23 protein-coding genes are annotated in these 20,228 nt (G+C 32.2%); 1 reads left to right on the top strand and 22 read right to left on the bottom strand.

What is annotated here, in order from left to right:
• Positions 1-3 precede the first annotated feature (3 nt).
• The gene (gene gyrA / locus MC378_RS10520; protein WP_242178729.1) at positions 4-2,508 is read right to left on the bottom strand and encodes a DNA gyrase subunit A; all 2,505 of its coding nucleotides are present in this window, start codon (positions 2,506-2,508) and stop codon (positions 4-6) included.
• Between the two features lie 263 nt (positions 2,509-2,771).
• Here gyrA and MC378_RS10515 point away from each other — a divergent pair, with 263 nt between their 5' ends.
• Positions 2,772-5,327: an ATP-dependent Clp protease ATP-binding subunit gene (locus MC378_RS10515; RefSeq protein ID WP_242178728.1), complete on the top strand. Its 2,556-nt coding sequence runs from the start codon at positions 2,772-2,774 to the stop codon at positions 5,325-5,327.
• Positions 5,328-5,386: 59 nt separating this feature from the next.
• Here the strand turns inward: MC378_RS10515 and MC378_RS10510 are convergent, their stop codons facing one another.
• The 21 genes from MC378_RS10510 to MC378_RS10410 all read right to left on the bottom strand — a co-directional run bounded on the left by MC378_RS10510 (position 5,387) and on the right by MC378_RS10410 (position 20,228).
• The gene (locus MC378_RS10510; protein ID WP_242178727.1) at positions 5,387-6,187 is read right to left on the bottom strand and encodes a TIGR00266 family protein; all 801 of its coding nucleotides are present in this window, start codon (positions 6,185-6,187) and stop codon (positions 5,387-5,389) included.
• A gap of 52 nt (positions 6,188-6,239) precedes the next feature.
• Positions 6,240-6,695, bottom strand: coding sequence for a DUF4442 domain-containing protein (locus MC378_RS10505; protein ID WP_242178726.1), 456 nt, complete (start codon positions 6,693-6,695; stop codon positions 6,240-6,242).
• Positions 6,696-6,915: 220 nt separating this feature from the next.
• Positions 6,916-7,734 carry a DNA adenine methylase gene (locus MC378_RS10500; protein ID WP_242178725.1) on the bottom strand — a complete coding sequence of 273 codons (819 nt, stop codon included), beginning with the start codon at positions 7,732-7,734 and terminating at the stop codon, positions 6,916-6,918.
• 167 nt (positions 7,735-7,901) lie between these two features.
• Entirely contained in the window at positions 7,902-8,663 is a 762-nt protein-coding gene (locus MC378_RS10495; RefSeq protein WP_242178724.1) for a phage baseplate protein, read from the bottom strand.
• The gene (locus MC378_RS10490) at positions 8,660-9,085 is read right to left on the bottom strand and encodes a hypothetical protein (protein ID WP_242178723.1); all 426 of its coding nucleotides are present in this window, start codon (positions 9,083-9,085) and stop codon (positions 8,660-8,662) included. Before MC378_RS10490 ends, MC378_RS10495 begins: the two co-directional genes overlap by 4 nt.
• Positions 9,086-9,138: 53 nt before the next feature.
• Complete coding sequence (locus MC378_RS10485) at positions 9,139-9,978, bottom strand: hypothetical protein (RefSeq protein WP_242178722.1); 840 nt, start codon at positions 9,976-9,978, stop codon at positions 9,139-9,141.
• A complete protein-coding gene (locus MC378_RS10480; protein ID WP_242178721.1) occupies positions 9,953-10,441 on the bottom strand; it encodes a hypothetical protein in 489 nt (162 codons plus the stop codon). The genes MC378_RS10485 and MC378_RS10480 overlap by 26 nt, the downstream gene beginning before the upstream one ends.
• Positions 10,442-10,443: 2 nt before the next feature.
• A complete protein-coding gene (locus MC378_RS10475) occupies positions 10,444-10,893 on the bottom strand; it encodes a hypothetical protein (RefSeq protein ID WP_242178720.1) in 450 nt (149 codons plus the stop codon).
• A gap of 4 nt (positions 10,894-10,897) precedes the next feature.
• Entirely contained in the window at positions 10,898-12,292 is a 1,395-nt protein-coding gene (locus MC378_RS10470) for a hypothetical protein (protein ID WP_242178719.1), read from the bottom strand.
• A 6-nt stretch (positions 12,293-12,298) separates the two neighbouring features.
• A complete protein-coding gene (locus MC378_RS10465) occupies positions 12,299-12,550 on the bottom strand; it encodes a hypothetical protein (protein ID WP_242178718.1) in 252 nt (83 codons plus the stop codon).
• A 10-nt stretch (positions 12,551-12,560) separates the two neighbouring features.
• Positions 12,561-12,920: a hypothetical protein gene (locus MC378_RS10460; protein WP_242178717.1), complete on the bottom strand. Its 360-nt coding sequence runs from the start codon at positions 12,918-12,920 to the stop codon at positions 12,561-12,563.
• Positions 12,921-13,196 carry a hypothetical protein gene (locus MC378_RS10455; RefSeq protein ID WP_242178716.1) on the bottom strand — a complete coding sequence of 92 codons (276 nt, stop codon included), beginning with the start codon at positions 13,194-13,196 and terminating at the stop codon, positions 12,921-12,923.
• Positions 13,196-13,414 (bottom strand): hypothetical protein, encoded by a 219-nt coding sequence (locus tag MC378_RS10450; protein ID WP_242178715.1) that lies wholly within the window; start codon positions 13,412-13,414, stop codon positions 13,196-13,198. The genes MC378_RS10455 and MC378_RS10450 overlap by 1 nt, the downstream gene beginning before the upstream one ends.
• 24 nt (positions 13,415-13,438) lie before the next feature.
• Positions 13,439-13,912 carry a hypothetical protein gene (locus MC378_RS10445; RefSeq protein ID WP_242178714.1) on the bottom strand — a complete coding sequence of 158 codons (474 nt, stop codon included), beginning with the start codon at positions 13,910-13,912 and terminating at the stop codon, positions 13,439-13,441.
• Positions 13,912-14,892, bottom strand: a complete 981-nt coding sequence (locus tag MC378_RS10440; protein ID WP_242178713.1) for a hypothetical protein — start codon at positions 14,890-14,892, stop codon at positions 13,912-13,914. The genes MC378_RS10445 and MC378_RS10440 overlap by 1 nt, the downstream gene beginning before the upstream one ends.
• Before the next feature lie 11 nt (positions 14,893-14,903).
• Positions 14,904-15,536, bottom strand: a complete 633-nt coding sequence (locus MC378_RS10435) for a DUF6046 domain-containing protein (RefSeq protein ID WP_242178712.1) — start codon at positions 15,534-15,536, stop codon at positions 14,904-14,906.
• Positions 15,536-17,641 carry a phage tail tape measure protein gene (locus MC378_RS10430; protein ID WP_242178711.1) on the bottom strand — a complete coding sequence of 702 codons (2,106 nt, stop codon included), beginning with the start codon at positions 17,639-17,641 and terminating at the stop codon, positions 15,536-15,538. The genes MC378_RS10435 and MC378_RS10430 overlap by 1 nt, the downstream gene beginning before the upstream one ends.
• 210 nt (positions 17,642-17,851) lie before the next feature.
• Entirely contained in the window at positions 17,852-18,214 is a 363-nt protein-coding gene (locus tag MC378_RS10425; protein ID WP_242178710.1) for a hypothetical protein, read from the bottom strand.
• Complete coding sequence (locus tag MC378_RS10420; RefSeq protein WP_242178709.1) at positions 18,214-18,648, bottom strand: hypothetical protein; 435 nt, start codon at positions 18,646-18,648, stop codon at positions 18,214-18,216. Before MC378_RS10420 ends, MC378_RS10425 begins: the two co-directional genes overlap by 1 nt.
• Before the next feature lie 3 nt (positions 18,649-18,651).
• Entirely contained in the window at positions 18,652-19,869 is a 1,218-nt protein-coding gene (locus tag MC378_RS10415) for a DUF2586 family protein (RefSeq protein ID WP_242178708.1), read from the bottom strand.
• Complete coding sequence (locus tag MC378_RS10410; RefSeq protein WP_242178707.1) at positions 19,869-20,228, bottom strand: hypothetical protein; 360 nt, start codon at positions 20,226-20,228, stop codon at positions 19,869-19,871. Before MC378_RS10410 ends, MC378_RS10415 begins: the two co-directional genes overlap by 1 nt.

Here is a 20,228-nt window from a genome sequence, read left to right as displayed (position 1 = left end):
TTGTTATTCTTGGTTTTCGTTTGTATCATTTTCAATTTCCGTGCCACTTTCTAAACTTTCTTCGTTTTCATCTTCGTGCATTACTTTTGCAACAGCAGCAATACTATCATCTTCTTTAATGTTTATTAAACGAACACCTTGTGTTGCACGCCCCATAACTCTTAAATCTTCCACCGCCATTCTAATAGTCAATCCAGATTTATTAATAATCATCAAGTCATTAGAATCATCAACGTTTTTAATAGCAACTAAATCACCAGTTTTTTCAGAGATATTTAATGTTTTTACACCTTTACCTCCACGATTTGTTACACGATAATCCTCTAATTTAGAACGTTTACCATATCCTTTTTCTGAAACCACTAAAATATTACTATCCATATCGTTTACAGCAACCATACCAATTACCTCATCTTTATCGTGTTGTAATGTTATTCCTCTTACACCAGAAGCAGTTCTTCCCATTGGACGAGTTTTTGCTTCTTCGAAACGAATAGATTTCCCCGATTTTAATGCTAACATTACTTGGCTATCTCCAGTTGTAAGTTTTGCTTCTAATAACTCATCACCTTCTTTAATTGTGATGGCATTGATTCCATTTGTTCTTGGACGAGAATATTGTTCTAAAGAAGTCTTTTTAACCTGACCTTTTTTAGTGGCCATAATTACATAATGACTGTTAATGTACTCTTCGTCTTTTAAATCTTGAGTTACTAAGAATGCTTTTACGCTATCATCTTGCTCTATATTGATAAGGTTTTGCATTGCTCTCCCTTTGGTATTTTTTCCACCTTCAGGTATTTCGTACACACGCATCCAAAATACTTTTCCTTTTTGAGTAAAGAACATCATGTATTGATGGTTTGTACCTACAAATAAATGTTCTAAGAAATCTTCATTTCTAGTAGTTGCTCCTTTTTGCCCTCTTCCTCCTCTATTTTGAACTTTATATTCATCAAGGTTTGTACGTTTTAAGTATCCAGCATTCGAGATTGTAACCACTACTTTCGTATCAGGAATCATATCTTCAATACGCATATCTCCCCCTGCATATTCAATTACAGATCTACGTTCATCACCATATTTTTCTTTAATATGAAGAAGTTCATCTTTAATAATTTGATAACGTCTTGGTTCGTTTGCTAAAATGTCTTTTAAATCGGTAATAGTTAACATAATTGCATCATATTCTGAACGCAATTTATCTTGTTCTAGTCCTGTTAATTGACGCAAACGCATTTCTACAATTGCTTTTGCCTGAATTTCAGTTAATTCAAAACGCTCAATTAAACTTTCTCTAGCCTCATCTGCATTAGAAGAACCTCTTATGATTTTAATTACTTCATCAATATTATCAGAAGCAATAATTAATCCTTCTAAAATATGAGCTCTTGCTTCTGCTTTCTTTAATTCAAATTCTGTTCTACGAACAATTACTTCATGTCTATGTTCAACAAAATAATGAATTAATTGTTTTAAATTCAATTGCTCTGGTCTTCCTTTAACCAATGCAATGTTATTTACACTAAAAGAAGTTTGTAATTGGGTGTATTTAAATAATTTATTTAAAACGATATTAGGAATTGCATCACGTTTTAAAATATACACAATACGCATTCCATTTCTATCAGATTCATCACGAATATTTGCAATTCCTTCTAATTTTTTATCATTTACCAATTCAGCAGTTTTTTTAATCATTTCTGCTTTATTGACTTGGTAAGGGATTTCAGTAACAACAATACATTCACGTCCTTTAACTTCTTCAATAATGGCTTTAGCACGCATTACAATACGTCCACGACCTGTATGAAAAGCTTCTCTAACACCATCGTATCCATAAATAATTCCTCCTGTTGGAAAATCTGGTGCCGTAATGTGCTGCATTAATTCATCTATCTCAATATCTCTATTATCAATATATGCCATGGTACCATTTATAACTTCCGTTAAGTTATGTGGCGCCATATTTGTTGCCATACCTACAGCAATACCAGAAGCTCCATTAACTAATAGATTAGGAATTCTTGTTGGTAACACTGTTGGTTCTTGTAAAGTATCATCAAAATTTAAACGATGATCTACAGTATCTTTTTCAATATCAGCCAACATATCTTCTGATATTTTTTGCATTCTAACCTCTGTATAACGCATAGCTGCTGGAGAATCACCATCAACAGAACCAAAGTTCCCTTGACCATCCACCATCATATAACGTACACTCCAATTCTGTGCCATACGCACCATAGAATCGTAAACAGATGTATCTCCGTGAGGGTGATACTTCCCTAAAACTTCCCCAACAATTCTTGCTGATTTCTTATAAGATCCTGTTGCTTTAATTCCTAATTCATGCATCCCAAATAAAACCCTTCTATGCACTGGTTTTAAACCATCTCTTACATCTGGTAATGCTCTTGAAACAATTACTGACATCGAGTAATCGATGTATGCAGATTTCATCTGCTCTTCAATGTTAATCGGAATTAACTTTTCTCCGTCTGCCATATATATTTTCTATTAGTATTTATTCATTTTTTTAAAACAAGGCAAGATACTATTTCTTATAGTTTTTGCAAATATTTTAGCGATCTGATTTTATTAGAGTTATCAACATTTTTTAATAAATTTTTACATTATTTTATCTTATTGATTTTCAATGCTTTTTTACACACAAATCAAGGTCAAACTGTCAGTTTTTTAGTCTTGGCACCTTTTTTGTAATTTTTAAGAAAAAAAAGGACTAAATTTACATCAATATACATTAAAATATGGACGATAATTTTTCACCAAGAGTAAGAGACGTCATCACTTTCAGTAAAGAAGAAGCACTACGTTTAGGGCACGAATTTATTGGAACAGAACATCTTTTACTTGGTTTAATTAGAAAAGGCGAAGGAAAAGCAATAGAAATTTTAACATCATTTGATGTTGATTTGACTTTATTGCGTAAAAAGTTAGAACAATTAAACCCCGCAAATCCAACTTTTTTAGCAACAGGAAATAAAAGCTTACATCTTACAAGGCAAGCAGAAAAAGCTCTAAAAACAACATTTTTAGAAGCTAAACTATATCATAGTGAATCTATAGATACAGCACATTTATTGTTGTGTATTTTAAGAAACGAAAATGATCCAACTACAAAGTTGATTCAGAAATATCATATAAATTATGATGAAGCTAAATCCCTTTATAAAAAACAATATGTAGATGATACAGATTTATCTATAAATCCTATTGCAGAAACTCCTTCTGATGATGAGTATGCATCTGAAAAATCAAATCCTTTTGAACAACAACAAAAAGGAAAAGCTGTTAAGAAGTCTAAAACTCCTGTTTTAGATAATTTTGGTAGAGATTTAACTGATTTGGCTGAAAAAGGAAAATTAGATCCTGTTGTGGGTAGACAAAAAGAAATAGAACGTGTTTCTCAGATTTTAAGTCGTAGAAAGAAAAACAACCCAATGTTAATTGGAGAACCTGGTGTTGGTAAATCTGCCATTGCAGAAGGTTTGGCATTAAGAATTGTTGATAGAAAAGTTTCTAGAATTTTATTTGACAAACGTATTGTTTCTTTAGACTTAGCAAGCTTAGTGGCAGGTACAAAATACCGTGGCCAGTTTGAAGAGCGTATGAAAGCCTTAATGAATGAACTAGAAAAAAATGATGATATTATTCTTTTTATAGATGAAATTCACACCATTGTTGGTGCTGGAGGAGCAACAGGTTCTTTAGATGCTTCTAACATGTTAAAACCTGCTTTAGCTAGAGGAGAAATACAATGTATTGGAGCAACTACTCTAGATGAGTTTAGAACCAATATAGAGAAAGATGGTGCACTAGAACGTCGTTTTCAAAAAGTAATTGTAGACCCAACTACTGTTGAAGAAACCATACAAATTTTACACAATATCAAAAATAAATACGAAGAACACCATCATGTAAATTATACTGACGATGCTATTGAAGCTTGTGTAAAACTAACAAATAGGTATATGACAGATAGATATCTTCCAGACAAAGCTATTGATGCTTTAGATGAAGCGGGTTCTAGAATTCATATCACAAACATTGTGGTTCCACAGCAAGTATTAGAATTAGAGTCTCAGCTTGAAATCATTCGTGATAAAAAAACAAAAGCAGTAAATGGTCAAAAATATGAAGAAGCTGCCAAATTACGCGATGATGAAAAAAATATGGAAGCTGCTTTAGATTCGGCTCAAAAACAATGGGAAGATGATTCTAAATTAAATCGTGAAATTGTTACAGAAGATAATGTTGCAGAAGTAGTTTCTATGATGACAGGTATTCCTGTAAATAGAGTTGCAGAAGCAGAAAGTCATCGTTTGCATGAACTTCCAGATTTAATTAAAGGAAAAGTAATTGGACAAGATGAAGCGGTTACCAAAGTGGTAAAAGCAATTCAACGTAATAGAGTTGGATTAAAAGATCCTAACAAACCAATTGGTTCTTTTATTTTCTTAGGACAAACCGGAGTTGGTAAAACACAACTAGCAAAAGTTTTAGCACGTGAACTTTTTGATTCTGATGATTCTTTAATTAGAATTGACATGAGTGAATATATGGAAAAATTTGCTATTTCTCGTTTAATTGGAGCACCTCCAGGTTACGTTGGTTACGAAGAAGGTGGGCAATTAACAGAAAAAGTGAGAAGAAAACCTTACTCTGTAATACTTTTAGATGAGATAGAAAAGGCGCATCCAGATGTATTTAATATGTTATTACAAATTTTAGATGATGGACATATTACCGATAGTTTAGGTAGAAAAATTGATTTTAGAAACACCATAATTATTATGACTTCTAATATTGGTGCACGTCAGTTAAAAGACTTTGGTGGTGGTGTAGGTTTTGGTACTGCTTCAAAAAATGCACAAGCAGATGACAATGCAAAATCTGTAATTGAAGGAGCATTAAAGAAATCTTTTGCACCTGAATTCTTAAATAGAATTGACGATGTAATTGTTTTTAACGCATTAGAAAGAAACGATATCCATTCTATTATTGATATTGAACTAGATAAATTATTACATAGAATTTCTGATTTAGGCTATACATTAGATTTAAGCGAAAAAGCAAAAGATTATATTGCAGACAAAGGCTTTGATAAAAAATACGGAGCAAGACCACTTAAAAGAGCTATACAAAAATATATTGAAGATGCTTTAGCTGAAGAAATTGTAAATTCTAAACTTAATGAAGGCGACACTATTTCTATGGATTTAGATGAAGAGAAAAACCAACTCACCATTAAAATTAAGAAAGGAAAAAAGAAACCTGAAAAGAGAACAGAAACAGAATCTTAAAATAAAAAATCCCAAACAAATTTGTTTGGGATTTTTTTTATTAAAATTTTAAATTGATTTTAAAAACGATTATCCCCATCTAAAAGATCACCAATTCCTCCTAAGATACTTCCTTCTCCTCTACCTCCTTTTCCTGTACTTGGAGCCATAGAAAGCACTCTTCCTGCCAATCTACTAAAAGGTAAAGATTGAATAAAAACAGTTCCCGGTCCACGTAGAGTTGCAAAGAACATTCCTTCTCCACCAAAGATAGTATTTTTAATTCCACCAACAAATTCTATATCATATGCTACGTCCTGTGTAAATCCAACAATACATCCAGTATCGACTTTTAATACTTCTCCTGGTTGTAATATTTTCTTAGCCATTGTTCCACCAGCATGAATAAAGCCTAAACCATCGCCTTCCATCTTTTGCATGATAAATCCCTCACCACCAAACAAGCCTCTTCCTAATTTTTTAGAGAATTCAATTCCAATAGAAACCCCTTTTGCAGCACACAAGAAGGCATCTTTTTGACAAATAAACTTCCCTCTAAATTCTGTTAAATCGATTGGGATAATTTTCCCAGGATATGGAGATGCAAAGGAAATTTGTTTTTTACCAACTCCATCATTGGTAAAAACCGTCATAAACAAACTCTCTCCAGTTAAAATTCTTTTTCCCGCAGAAAATATTTTTCCAAGTAACCCTTTTTCCTGATAAGAGCCATCACCTAAAATAGTATTCATTTTAATATTATCATCCATCATCATAAAAGTTCCTGCTTCTGCAACAACACCTTCTTCTGGATCTAACTCTATTTCTACAAATTGCATTTCTTCTCCAAAAATGCGATAATCAATTTCGTGTGCGTTCATAGTTTTATGTTTTTATATTAATTAGAGCAAAATAAACCTAAAATGTTACAAATTAATTTTTCACTCGTAAACTCCAATGAAATTGAAATCTAGATACCACTACTCCGTCTTTATTTTTTCCTTCGGAAGTTAATACAACAACCTGTCCTTCTCCGGTTTTTATAGATTCTTGAATTGCTTCTCTAATCTCATTTCCTCCGGTACAAGAAAATAAGATTCTTCCTGTTGCTTTTTTAAAAAATTGAGCTTCTTGAGTGGTAACCAACATAGAAACTTTTCGCTTAGAATCGTTAATCGCCTTCATAACTAAAACACCCGTTGGCATTTCTGCCGCCATTCCTTGAGCTGCCCAAAACATACTTTTAAAAGGGTTTTGATTCATCCACCTATGTTTTATAGAAACTATCACTTCATTATCTGTTATAGTACGAACCCTAACTCCTCCAAAATATGCTAGGGGAAGTTTTATTAGATTAAAAAAGTTGACTTTTCTTGGAGTAAATTTCATTTTTATAGTATTCTTAATTTTAATAAAAAATATTAAAGCTGACAATATAATTAAAATAAATGAAACAAAAACCCAATAAAATCTATAATCGGCAAAAACAAATGTACAGAAAACTCAATAGAAATGTACATTCACAAGGTTTTCACATAATATAATTTAACCTTAAAAACATCTATTTTTTGAGGTTACTTTTAAGGTTAAAATAAAAGTTAAATAGCATTTAAAACAGCTTTAAATCGTCTTTAGGATTACTTAAATCGTAATTTGCAGTTAATACTTCTATTTTCTTTTTACCAGGCTTTCCTGTTCCATTTGCAACCGACACAGATTGTTCTAACTTCTTTGTATGCCAACCAAATTGTTTTGTGTATTTCTCTAAAATTTCACTTGGATAACTACTCATTAAAAACTTTCCTTTTACCTCAGAAAGGGTTTTTAATAGCATTTCAAAATCTTCTATTGTATAACCATCATAATGACCACAATCTGAATTATAATATGGAGGATCGCAATAATGAAAAGCTCCCTTATGATCTCTAGAACGAATAATCCTTAAAGCATCTGTATTTTCAATTTGAACATTCTGAATTCTAATTGACAAATCAATTGTAAAATCTTCTCGTTTATTTGTAATCTTTTGAGAAGTAGTACCTTTTAATTTATCATAACCAAAAGAACCATCTAGCATCGAACTGAAACTTTGTGATGCCAGAACCCAAACTGCCCAGGCTCTTTTAATCCTAGAAAACATGTGAGGATTATTATAAACCACACTAGCATCTCCATGCAAAGATCTACTATGTAATGAGATTCTTACCATTTTTTCAAGCTCTACAAACTCATTCTGAACACATTCATAGAAGTTGATCATTTCTCTATTGATATCATTAATAACTTCTACATCACTTGGTGGTTTTGCCCAAAATATTGCGCCACCACCAACAAAAGTTTCTGTATATGTGGTATGATTTGGCATTAATGGTATTATGGTTGAAACTAAATTCTGTTTTCCCCCATAATAAGATGTTGGTGTTTTCATTTTTATTTTATCTTTGTTATTCTCAAGGTAATTTTTAAAATACGCAAAGCCCAACCAGAAGACTTATGTCCTCCAACTGGGCTTTGATGCTAAATTTTTAAATTACCTTGAGAAGTATTTTTAAATGTTGGAGGACTTTTTTAAAACCTGTCCTGCCTTGGTTTCTTTTATAAACCTATAAATTGAATTCTAATTGCCACATAATAAGGAGGTCTATTTTCATGAGGAGTATTTTCACCCGTTTTTTCAGTTTCTAATTCTCCTGTTGTTTGACTTTCTTCTCTAAAAGATGTTCCATTTACATCTGTAGACCCCCCATCTGATTTAGCCTTATGACTGTGAGCAGGTAACTCTTGAATAGTTAAAGTATGCTTCTTTTCTCCCCCCGTTTTACCAATGACATTATAATCTGGATCTCTTTTATCAAAACCTACTATAAAGAGAGATCTTAAATCATCCGTTTCGTTTTGTCCATCTGCAACATACCAACCAGTACCCTCTAAAGATTGATTTGTTACGGTACCAGCAACTTCTTTAATTTCTTTTAAAATTGGTTGGTTTTGATACCATCTTTTTAACTCTGAGAAATCTATTACATCAGTGCCAGATTCTCCAAACTCATAGAACTCATTTATAAAAGCTTTCTTTTCATTTCCGTCTTCATATTGTCTTTTGGTTTCTATTGTTTGTTTTGAAATTTTGGCACTTGGTTCTCCTCCAACGAAATGATATAATTTACCGTTTGCAGAAATTAATCCATCTGAATAGGTGTTTGTAATTATATCTAAAACAACGCCGGCCACTATTTTTAAATCTCCAAAAACGGAATAGATAAAACTATCCCGATCATCGTGCATTTTTTGAAGATAGGCTATACTAATATCATCAAAGGGATAACCTCCCTCTTCCATTATATCTAAATACTTCATACTATTTCTACTTTAAATTGTTTATCCTTTCCCGTATAATATTTTACTAAATATTTTAATCGTTCTAAATCTGTAGCTTGCAAGCTTAATGCCTCAGGCACTAAAATGGTAAAATCTGTATTTCTACTAGCTATTTCTGATTGAGTGTAAATTGATTGTGGTAAATATGTTTGTCTGGCTTCACTATTCTTATATAGATAATTAGAGGTTAGCCTATTTCCAGATCCAATTGTGATAGTTCGCCCTACACTATCAAAGTTATCATTTAACATCTTTTCTACTTTTCCTACTCTTGCATCATGAATAAGTGTATATATATTGATATCTCGCTCTTCATTCAATTCTCTTAATTGTGATTTAAATGGCGCCACCAACACTTTCAAGAAAGCTATATGAATTGATTTTCTCCATTTTGGTGGCATTAATTGGATAGCCAGTTTATCAATGTCCGTTTTAAAAATGTTATTGTAAATCATTATTTTATAAGATAATTTACATTTAACTCTACAATTTTATAATAACCAGAATAAGATGTATAACGCTCGGTTATTGTTGTCCAAACTGCAGGAACATCACTATTGGCTTGTACGTTTGTAAAACGAACAGATTTATCTTGTATACCTGAAACTGCTTGTATCTGATCTTCTAATAAACTTAAAACTAGCTCACCATCAAACTTAAAATTAGTGTCTTCAAAAAAGGCTTCTACAGCTTCGGCAACTACATTATTTGCCGTTCCATCAATTCTATTACCATTATCATCTAAAACTTGTGGATCTATATAACAATTAACCGTTAACTTCAATTCATCTGGGCGTGTAGAAATAAACGAAAAATTAGTACCTGCAGGTGCATTAATACGCACATGTTCTTTAATTCTTTCTAGAGCTATTTCTTCTATTTTTGATAATTCACCATCAGTTTCTGTTGCTAATTTTAAAACAATTTTTTCTAAACCATTTTCATTAACGGTATCTGAGGCTGCTCTTTTCACAATTTTAGCAATTGCAATTTCATCATCAGTATATGTACCTGTATAATCTAACATTTCGGAATCAAAAGTATGTCCGTCTCTATAGTTAAATACTACATCTCTATAATAGTTTAAATTGGTGTGTTTTTGAGAATCAATTAAAGCGGTTACTTCTTTTTTGTGAGCTTCTTGTAACTCTTTTACAAAATTGGCAATAAAAGAAACAACATATATAAAGTTACGCCAAATAGAAACCTTACTCTCTGAAGTAATATTTTCTAAGGCTGTATTGGCCTCTTTTTCTGCCACCATTTTATTAATATAATCTTGTATATAACTCATTTAATTTCATTTTAAAAAACATTATAGGCACATAAAAAGCACCTAAAACATGCAGCCCTATTAACCAACCAACCATTGTGGGTTTTCCGTTTGACAGCAAAGAATTGTAATATTTCACGTTAGCTTTATAGTTTTTTATCCAATTTGTATTTGCTCCAAAAATATACTCGTAATCATGTCTTAAAGATGAACCTGATAAAACAAGTCCATTGTGTTTAATATCGAATAAATCTCTTACAATTGTACTTCCGTCATATTCTTTTGGATGTTTACAGAAATAATCGTAGGCTTCTAAAACCTCATTAATTGCGTTATTACTTCTTCCATAATTATGGTATGTATTAAACAACTTGCTCCTACCTTTTACTAACTCTTTTTCAGACTGCAAAAAGAATTTACTACTACTTGTTTTGTACAAGTAGTAGATAATTCCTAGAAACATTAATATTAGTATATAAGTCATAATTATTCAGTATCTAATTCCCAATCTTGGTAATCCATAAACCCATTTTCTAAGTCTGGGTCATTCTTTGTTTTATATTGAAGAGCTACTGCTGCTTCAAATCTCTCTTTATTCCAAGCAGTTAAACCATCAGGAATTTGAGATTCAATCATAGAACTTAAACCATTAATTTCATCAATAGTCATTTTAAAAGTTGTAGCATGAATTTGTCTTCCTAGTATAGTTCTATACTTAACTATTACTTTTGGCTCATCATTCTCTAATACTACCTCACCATTCTCATCAAGTTCTAAAGAATTATAAGGTTCTTTTTGACTCTCATAAGTTAGAATAGTATAAACCCTGTCTTTTAAACGTTGCTCATAAATTGGTGTTACTCTTGTTACATAACATGGTTCTCCTGATGGAAATTCTTTATGTATTTTTTCTGCTGTTGTTATTTGTGCTTTCATATTTTTATGGTGTTTGTAATTCTATATATTTTATATCTTTAATATTAGTGGTACGAGATGCAAACATTAATTTAAAATTATGCGTAGGGACATAAGGTCGAATCTTGATTAAATTATCATTATGATAGTAGCTATAATAACCTCCAATAAACTTTATAGAAACAGTAATATCCTCTACTAACTCAAAAGTTTCGGAAAAATCTACACCTCCCTCTATCGTTTCTCCATATCTTAAAGTCCCCCCTTCGTAATAAAAAACTTTATAAAATGAATCGCTATTTTGATAAGTAACAAACCCAAAATCTTCTGTATCGTCAACAACAGATAGTAACCTAATTATAGGCTCTGTATAAGCGTCATTTGGTAAACCTAATGGAGAGCGTACATACTTAAAACTTACCATAAAATCTTTAGTGTAATCAAACTCTTTATCCCAAAGTGCTTCACTATAAGAATTATAAGAACCAACACCAATTGAACCAGTACTTAAAGGCGTAGCACCTGAAATATTTATCCAATCAGAAACTGTAGGTTGGAAAACCTCTCCTAATATTATAGAAAAATACCCACTAACAATTTCTTTTTTACCATTATCTATAATAAAAGTAATATCTCCCTCAACAGATGTACTCGTAACATTAAGTCTTATAATTGGTATTTTTAATTCAACGTGTAATTCATACCAAATATTATTTATAGTAATATTACTATTCTCAGTAGTTACTGTCGTACTTCTTGTAAATGATGAGCCATATAAAATAATATCTTGTGTTGTAGACGGTAACATACTTACAGGCTCAATAGCATCCAAGTAAGGTGCGTCTAAAATACTTTCTAAATAATACCCTCCTTTAGCTAAATCATAACCTGCTTTTACTCCATGTAAATTTATTTTCTCATTAAATGGTACTTCCATTAGTGTTAAACCATCTTCATCTACAAATTTCTTAGTATCTAGTTTCTTTATATATCTAGAGTCAAAATAAGTTTCTAAACTATCTTGTGTTTCAAACTTTAACCACTCTGTAGCAGTTATTCTAGCATATAATCCTACCCATTCACTATTCTTATCTATATGAATAGTTCCTACAGGATAGTTAGCAATAGGATAAAATCCATTTAAGACAACATTTCCTAAATCTGAATTATCTCCTACGTGATTTGTAGATAAACCGTTAATTATAGCATTCAAAACCTTTCCTTGATTTGCAGATAAAGTTTTATCTGTATCAGAAGATTCTAAATTATCTACAATTGGTGTAAAAACATCTTCTCTCAAAGCAGATTTAGGAATCTTCTCATCTTTATGCCAAAAACTATCTAAAATATTAGTCCATTTTATAGCTAATTCGATGCACTTATTATATCCTAATAGGATTGTTTTACTAACTTTTGCCATTATCTTTTATCCTTTAAAACATTCATATAATTTCTCTTCACAATTTAATTCTGGAGCTTCTATTTCTTCTGCTAATGCAGTTGATGGCACTACATTGTTTGCTTTGTAAAATTTTACAATCTGCTCATCTTTTTCTATGCTCTCTGGAATTGTTATAACTGTTCCTGGTGCAGGTTGATCTGTTGGAACTAAATTATTAGCCATCGCTATTTTCAATAAGTTTTCTGCCTTACCTGTTGATTGTATAGCAATATCCAATAGGGTTTGATTATTTAGTACTGTTATCCGCATCTCTTAATTGTCTTTTTAAATCTGCATTTTCTTTTTTCAAAGCTGTATTCATTCTTTTATGAAGCTTAATTTCATCTTCTAAAACTTTCATTTTCCTATCATACATCTCAACTATGTCATTGAATTTCTTTTCATATCTATGATTTAAATCATCCATAGCCTCTTTATACATAGAGACAACATCTTTTCCGTTTTGAATATCCTTACTATCAACATCTGCCTCGACACCTTTTGTTAAAGCTTGGTTTTTTTTACGTTCAAAAATGTAAGCTGTTAAAGTACCCCCTCCAAAAATCGTGGTAAAAATCAATACTAAGTTGTCTGTAATGAAGTCCATTTACTCTGTTTTTAATTGTATGCGTTCTTTTAATTCCTGGTAACTTTTACCATCTCTTTTTAATTCGGTTTTTATAATCTGCTTTAACTCTATTGCAGAAGTATTTGAATTGATTAATCTTATTAAGTCTGTGCCAATAATTGGATACTCTTTTAGCTCACCTTTATTCATTTGTAACAAAGCTGCCACTTCTTGATCTAAGGATTCACCAACAATAAAATCTCCATTAGCAATTGCTAAATCTCCAGTTTCATCAAGTAAAATATCTTTTTCCATTATTCTTGTATTGTTCCTGTTCCCGTTACCGTCCCACCACTTACTGATGTCCCAGTAACATTTGTTGTTCTACCAATTACAAAGTCAGATATTAGTTGCGCCTCTTGATTTGCAATATTTTCCCTAGCTGTAGCAATATCAACATTTGGATCATCTGAATATTGATTTCTAATTGCCAATAGACCTGCTGCTAATTCTTCTTTTGTTATTGCTGCCATTTTATCCTAAAATTATGTCCATTTTTATTCTACCAAAATTGTATTTAAACGTTTTTTAATCGCTGTTACTTTTGCTTTGTTTATAGTATTTCCATAAATGACTACTATTTTATTTACTTCATCTATAAAGTCATTCAAAACTGACTTTAAACTTTCTTCATTTTGTTGAATGATAAAACCAGTTTCTTTAATTACAAACTTGGTTTTATCAGATTTGCAAATTATTTCTTCTACAGCTTCGGCTTCTACTAAAAACGTTGCTGATGCTTGATTTCCTAAAATGCCTAATAAACATTTTGTACCTACTTTAGGTTTTTGTTGTACTGCGCCTAAACCAAGTAACACATCGTAATATTCCAAACCATCAATGATATCTGTTGCTACCATTGTTTTATTTTCCCAATTAACAGATTTTACTTTTGCCCAAACTAATTGTGGCTTTACATACGCTTTTCCTTGGACTTTTTGCAATCTGACAAATTCATCTATTACGCCCATTATGTTGTAACCTTATCACCTAATTGTCCTTTTCTTCTATAACTTGGTGTATCATTAAAATCGACTATTGTTTCTTCTATGTAATACAAACCATTTCTATCTGGATACAAATCACTTGTTAAATTGGCTTTCATTCCATGTTTAAAAAAAGGAATACCAAACGCTTTTACTGACCCTGTAAATCCATCAACTTTATACTTTTTTAAATCTTCATTTGCCAGCTTAGTTAGTTCGGCTTCAATTTCAATTCCGTAATAACTTAACTGCCTTTCTTCTCCAGTTTCATCGCCAACTGTAACTTCTATTTTATCGCCATTCTTTAAAGTAGAAACTGCATTTATTCTAATTAAAACATCTTCTTTGTCTTTATAATTCAAATCGTTATTAACCACATTTTTCTCTAAATGCAGATCAACAGCTTCAGCATCAGAATCATCAGCATATATTTTACCACATACCAACTTTTTACCATCCATATAACTATATAAGCTATACTCATCTTTTAAATATTCTAACACTTTAGCAACGGTAGTTTTTGCAAATCGCAAAGAACCAAGCTCAACCTCTAAAGCATCTACTTCATAACCAGGAATAATCTTTTTTAAGAGATTTTCTAAACTGGTTGTTTGAAATGAAATGTTAACTGGCAACTTTTTAAGTTGATACATTTCATCTTCTAACTTTATTTTGATTGGTATATCTGCAGAAACGTGTGTTATATAACCTTCAAATTCTTTTACATAAACTCCGTTATAGCCTAACTCAATAGTTACTGCATCTCCTTTTTTAAAATATTCTTTAACCTCATAGAAGCTTACACTTTTTTTACCCTGCTCCAGATAAATTGCTTTTCTTGGCAATGTTATTTCTGCTGTATCTGTTAAGCGTTTCCAACCGCTTTCAATATGAACAGCATTAATATTCCTTAAAATGAGTTCTGACCTATTTGCGGTTGCTGCAAACGTTATTTTACAAATCATTGCTAAAACCATTAATAAAACAGATCTGAAGGTTCATCACTAGAGCATCTTAAAGAAAATGGGATTACTCCTGGTTTTCCTTTTAATTGGTGAAATTGTATTTCATCAATTACTAAATGCGAAATATCAAAATCATCAAACAACTCACTTACTACTTGAATACTATCCACAATAGCATCCCATTTATTCAATATTATTTTTTGTTCTCTGGCTGTTTTTGCAGTCGCATGACTTGCATCAGGTAAACAAAAACCTCGTACATCAATACGCCAATCATCAAAACCAAATAACTCTTTAACTGTACCTTTAGCTGCAGAAGCTTTTGTTTTTGATATTGTTTTTGCACGCCTAAAATTGACCAACGTTGCTGCAGGTAAATCAAAATCTGCATAAGTATCAGTAACTACCTCTCCAAAGTCATTATAAACTTGGTATCCTTTTCCCTTAAATTTAATAGGCACTATCATTGGCGTACCTAAAGAACTTAGCTTAGTGGCATAATCTAAATTATCTACAACTTGAATTCCCCCATAGCTTAAATTGATATCTTTAGGCTTATTCCCAATTTTATCAACCTTATATGCGCCAAGAGTTTTGATACCAAAAGCGATGTCGAAAAGTTGTGAAATATTGTAATAATTCATTATTCTAAAGCTATTGCTGCATCACGCAGTCTATCGTTAATTTTACCTACAACCACATCTGCTATTTCGTCTGCACTTTCTTTCCAGTTTCCTGCAGCCATATTAAAATAGTTTTTGATATCTAAGGTCATTGTTATAGACTTACCACCTCCAGAACCACCACCACTTAATCCGTTTGTTGTTCCTGTTCCACCCGTTGATTTTGCGGTTGGTGTTAACAACAAACTAGATGGATTTATATCTTCTGTAGTTGGTATAATTTTACCATCTGCAGTTTTATTCACTTTTATGTTAATTTCTGCAGTTTCATCATCACCAAAACCAAAAAAGCTTTTAATATTTTCCCAAACTTTTTTAATCGTTTCCCAAAAGCCAAAAACTAAGTTTTTAACATAATCGAAAACCACTTTTACGCCTGCTTTAAAGCCAGGGAATATTTTGTCTACTAAATCTGTTAACCAACCAAAAGGCGAAATTTTCCACATAAATTTTGTAAAACTCCAGATTACCTTTTTAATGTTTGTCCAATATTTTATCATCAAAGCAATTGCACCAACTGCTGCTACTATTCCTATTACAATCAATCCTATTGGGTTTGCATTTAATGCCACATTTAAACCCCATTGTGCTGCTGTTGCAGATATTAATCCAACGATAAAAGAACCTAACATACTAGCGCCAACTAAAGCATAACCAAGTGCCTGACCTGCTAATTGCATACTAATTCTCCATAAGGTTTTCAAAAATCCCATTCCTGCTAAAGCTGCTTTTCCCATAGATGCAGTAAATGCATTAGAACTTAATGATGCTCTAATCAATTTTAAATACATAGCATCTAAGCGTAAACTTACCAGGGCAATTGCCGTTCCTATAAAAATGGTTGTTCCAATAAGTGCAGCACCTATAATTATAAATTTTGATAATATTGGATGTGCTTGTGTAAACGCTGCAATTAAACTAAACACTTTTGTTACTACTCCAAGCAATACTTGAAACAATGGAGCTAAAGTCATTACAACACCATCCATCATATTACCAAACGTATTTCTAAATATTTGCAGTTTACTTAGAGTGGTTGCATTCATAATATCAAATGCGCTTTGAACAGAACCAACTGAGTTGTTTAGTTTTTCGGTATTTTGCCCAAAGCTTTCTGCTAAGTTTCCACCTAAGCCAATAACAAGTTTAATTGCTTCTTGAGATCCAAATAGCTTTCCAATAATTTCTTGCTGAGTTTGCCCTGTTTTATCTGAAAATGCCTGAATTTTTGGCATCAATAAATCAATATAGTTTTTAAGCCCTCCTGCTTTAGAAATGGAATTTGCATTAAATGCAACTCCTAAATTGGTTGCTGTTTTTATAGCCTCAGCTCCTGGTTTAGACAACGCAGATAAAACTGCATTTAGTTGGGTAGCAACTTCTGCAGGTTTTCCCATTACTCCAGAGGCAGTTGCAAAAACAGCCAAGAGCTCTTCTTGAGAAACCTTTAAATCTGATGATACTGCAGAAACTCTAGGTAATGCAGCTGCCAAACTTTGTAAGCTTGGTATTTGCCCTAGTTGTACTGTTTTTTGAAATCGGTCTTGTATTTTTGTGGCGTTTTCCCACTGATCTCCATAGGCTTTTATAATAGATGATGTTGCATCTACTACCAAACCCAATTCAGCATTCCCAGCAATTGAGGCTTTAGAACTATCTCTTAAAAATGTAATCCAATTGTCTTTTGGTACTCCTGCAGAAATAGTATTATAAAGACCTTCTGATAACTGAGTTTTAGCAATAGGAACAATTTCAGCAATACCTCTAACTTGATTAGAATATAGTGCTAGTTGTTTTGCGCCAACCTCTGCCATTGTATTAGCTCTGGCCATTCCCTGTTCAAACTGAAGAGAGCCTAAACTTAATGCACCAAAAGCGAGTGCGCCAATAGACATTCTTTTTAAATTACCAGATAATCGCTGACTTTTTAAGTTAATTCTATCCAATAAACGATCAACACCAGCAACAGAACGTTGAGATAGTTTTGCAAAACGATCTACGTTCTTTAACGGAGCAGTTACCCTGTCCACTAATTCTAATATCCATTCTGTTCTTGTGCTACTCATCTTCTTTTTTAAATGCATTTACAATTGCTTTTGTAAATACTGCTTCTAGGTTTTTGTATTGAATTTCTTCTAAGTATAAATGCTCACTATATAACTCAGCCCACTTTTTATCTGTTAATGTTAAAGGATCAATGCCGTAATTCTTTCGTATTACAGCATTGATTTGTTCTATCCATTGCGTATCTTTTTTAAAAGATGCTGCTGTATCTGTTACAAATTTTTGGAGATCACTCGCTTTTTCTCCATTAACTTTCCCACCTCATCCAGAACGCTTAAAAATACTGCTGTATCTCCTGTAGCTTCATCTAGGTATTGCATATCACCTCCTAAAACACAATTCTGAATTAATAGATCATTTACTTTATCAATATTCTTATCTGCTCCATAATGACTTATAGCAGATAGAATGTTTCTAGTTGGTGGGCAAATCACAAAAGAGGCTGTTTTATCTTTTCCATCAAAGTCGTTATCATCTAACGGAATGTCTATTTGTTTAAGCTTTCCTTTTGTTTTTTTCCAATCACTAATTTGTGTTTTGGTAATTTCGCTAAACTTTGTATATACCTTTTCCATTATACGTTCCAACTTATATGTGAGGTTAATAAATTATGTTCTGTAGAAATTGTTTTATCTCCTTGTTTTACATCAACACCATTATCCTTAATTCTACAATTCTGAATAATGTCTTTATATATTTTTCCTTCATAATCGTAGGCAACTACAATCGGAAAAGGTGCAATATCTTGAATACGAAAACCAGGAGGCAAAGAAGATTGCAACGCCAAACGCTCTTCTACAGTTAACTCAATAGAAGCTGTTGCTTTGTAATTCCCTTCACTTTGGCCAACTGGCATACCTCCAGCACCATATTCATTGTCCATTTCTTGCTCATCGCTGTAAGCAATTTTTTTAATACCTACTATGTCTCTTCCTAGAGCTCTGGCTGTAACAGAATTCCATCCTGCCATTTTACCAAATTTGTTTATGATAGTCGTTCTAATTGCCATTGCTTATTGTAATTTGTTTGTTAAACCTAAATCGAAACTCATTTCGTGAATAATATCATTAAACACTACTTCTCCTTTTACTACTAATGGCGAATCATCTGAAATTGTTTGCTCTGGATTAATATATACAGATACACCACTTATTTCTTCACTTGACACCATAGTTTCAATAGCTGTTTGCGCTAAAGACTCTAGTTCTGCAGCTTCAATTTCTCTTATAAATCCTGTTATTGGATCTTTTAAAAGATTTGCTTTTACTCTTGGCATTAATGAAGTTCTACCTAAAGTAGCTGCTTTGTCCCAAACTCTATTATTTTCTATTCTAGAGTAATCACTTGCACTTTCTGTACAAGTATGCGAGTCTGTAAAATAGTAGCCAGGATAACCATTGTAAAAGCCAACACAGATGTAACCTTTGGTTGCCAAAGCTTTAATCTCTACAGTTGTTAAAGAGTTAAAATCTCTACCATCTTGTAACTTTGCAGTTAACCAACGTTGTCTATCTCCATCCGTTAAAGTATAATTAGAATTACCTCTATATGAAGATGGCTTATTTTCTATGTCTACAGACCCAATATTCTCATTTACATTTCTTACTGAAATTGCGCCAAGAGCTGTTCCTATAGCAGCATAAGTTTCGTGTTCTGTTTTTACTGCTCTTATAATTGGATCTTGAGCAATAACTATAGACACATTTTCTGCTTCATAAGCTCTTGCATCTGGATATGCAGATATTAACGTTTCATCATCAAATACAGCTCCCTCAACCAATACTGCAGAAATATTTCTACTTTCAGCTCTTAACTCATCAACAATAGTTTGATAGCCGCTTACATATACATCCATATCTGCAGGAGCGTCTTCATCATTTCTAACAACTCCAATTGCTTTAATGGCTGTATTTTCCTTTACAATAGTTTTAATATTGTCAGCAGTTAAAGTGCCATCATCTAAAACAACAAAAAGATTTCCGTTAGGGTTAACTCTAAAAAATTCATCAATATGATGATGTGCCAATATATCATTGGTATCATCATACGTAGGATCTATACCTAAAGCAACTGCATCTTCTACAGATATTAGCTCTTTAGCTACTTTTAAGGCTAAACTAGTTGCAGTAACTGCTCCGCCAATTATTAAAAGACAAACGCCATCTGTTGATGGATTTTTACGCCCCAAGCCACCGTTTAATCTATTTACTGATACTCCATTTAGTGCCATTATTTGCTAGTTTTTTCGGTTCTTACTTTTTCTATGTCTGCAATTAATTGTGCCTTTGTGGCTTTGTCTTCAAAACGGATTCCTTCTTTTGTAGCAACCGCCCTAAGTTCATCTAGCTTTAACTTATCTAGCTTAACAGGTTTTGCATCTGTTACTTTGTTTGTTGCTGGTTTTGAAACCATTTCTGGTCTAGTAAATGGGTAAATTTTTAAAGCTTTCTTACCGCTTGTATTTTTATGCAAATTCGCTGCATTCTCTGTTGCAAATGGATAACCATCTGAAGTAACAAAAACCTTATCTAGATCTTTGCTATTCTGAAATGCCTCATTTGCTATTTGTTGACTAGTTTTCTTTGCCAT

The sequence above is a fragment of the Polaribacter marinus genome, from assembly GCF_022662535.1.
In the GTDB taxonomy this organism is placed as follows: domain Bacteria; phylum Bacteroidota; class Bacteroidia; order Flavobacteriales; family Flavobacteriaceae; genus Polaribacter; species Polaribacter marinus.
The sequence above is the reverse complement of the archived record's forward strand: the minus strand, read 5'-3'. Positions and strand labels throughout refer to the sequence as shown.

What these genes read in the sequence shown, in the direction of transcription:
- gyrA (WP_242178729.1), bottom strand. Translation starts at nt 2,508, where the DNA reads ATGGCAGACGGAGAAAAGTTAATTCCGATTAACATTGAAGAGCAGATG.
- MC378_RS10515 (WP_242178728.1), top strand. Translation starts at nt 2,772, where the DNA reads ATGGACGATAATTTTTCACCAAGAGTAAGAGACGTCATCACTTTCAGT.
- MC378_RS10510 (WP_242178727.1), bottom strand. Translation starts at nt 6,187, where the DNA reads ATGAACGCACACGAAATTGATTATCGCATTTTTGGAGAAGAAATGCAA.
- MC378_RS10505 (WP_242178726.1), bottom strand. Translation starts at nt 6,695, where the DNA reads ATGAAATTTACTCCAAGAAAAGTCAACTTTTTTAATCTAATAAAACTT.
- MC378_RS10500 (WP_242178725.1), bottom strand. Translation starts at nt 7,734, where the DNA reads ATGAAAACACCAACATCTTATTATGGGGGAAAACAGAATTTAGTTTCA.
- MC378_RS10495 (WP_242178724.1), bottom strand. Translation starts at nt 8,663, where the DNA reads ATGAAGTATTTAGATATAATGGAAGAGGGAGGTTATCCCTTTGATGAT.
- MC378_RS10490 (WP_242178723.1), bottom strand. Translation starts at nt 9,085, where the DNA reads ATGCCACCAAAATGGAGAAAATCAATTCATATAGCTTTCTTGAAAGTG.
- MC378_RS10485 (WP_242178722.1), bottom strand. Translation starts at nt 9,978, where the DNA reads ATGAGTTATATACAAGATTATATTAATAAAATGGTGGCAGAAAAAGAG.
- MC378_RS10480 (WP_242178721.1), bottom strand. Translation starts at nt 10,441, where the DNA reads ATGACTTATATACTAATATTAATGTTTCTAGGAATTATCTACTACTTG.
- MC378_RS10475 (WP_242178720.1), bottom strand. Translation starts at nt 10,893, where the DNA reads ATGAAAGCACAAATAACAACAGCAGAAAAAATACATAAAGAATTTCCA.
- MC378_RS10470 (WP_242178719.1), bottom strand. Translation starts at nt 12,292, where the DNA reads ATGGCAAAAGTTAGTAAAACAATCCTATTAGGATATAATAAGTGCATC.
- MC378_RS10460 (WP_242178717.1), bottom strand. Translation starts at nt 12,920, where the DNA reads ATGGACTTCATTACAGACAACTTAGTATTGATTTTTACCACGATTTTT.
- MC378_RS10455 (WP_242178716.1), bottom strand. Translation starts at nt 13,196, where the DNA reads ATGGAAAAAGATATTTTACTTGATGAAACTGGAGATTTAGCAATTGCT.
- MC378_RS10450 (WP_242178715.1), bottom strand. Translation starts at nt 13,414, where the DNA reads ATGGCAGCAATAACAAAAGAAGAATTAGCAGCAGGTCTATTGGCAATT.
- MC378_RS10445 (WP_242178714.1), bottom strand. Translation starts at nt 13,912, where the DNA reads ATGGGCGTAATAGATGAATTTGTCAGATTGCAAAAAGTCCAAGGAAAA.
- MC378_RS10440 (WP_242178713.1), bottom strand. Translation starts at nt 14,892, where the DNA reads ATGATTTGTAAAATAACGTTTGCAGCAACCGCAAATAGGTCAGAACTC.
- MC378_RS10435 (WP_242178712.1), bottom strand. Translation starts at nt 15,536, where the DNA reads ATGAATTATTACAATATTTCACAACTTTTCGACATCGCTTTTGGTATC.
- MC378_RS10430 (WP_242178711.1), bottom strand. Translation starts at nt 17,641, where the DNA reads ATGAGTAGCACAAGAACAGAATGGATATTAGAATTAGTGGACAGGGTA.
- MC378_RS10425 (WP_242178710.1), bottom strand. Translation starts at nt 18,214, where the DNA reads ATGGAAAAGGTATATACAAAGTTTAGCGAAATTACCAAAACACAAATT.
- MC378_RS10420 (WP_242178709.1), bottom strand. Translation starts at nt 18,648, where the DNA reads ATGGCAATTAGAACGACTATCATAAACAAATTTGGTAAAATGGCAGGA.
- MC378_RS10415 (WP_242178708.1), bottom strand. Translation starts at nt 19,869, where the DNA reads ATGGCACTAAATGGAGTATCAGTAAATAGATTAAACGGTGGCTTGGGG.
- MC378_RS10410 (WP_242178707.1), bottom strand. Translation starts at nt 20,228, where the DNA reads ATGGCAAAGAAAACTAGTCAACAAATAGCAAATGAGGCATTTCAGAAT.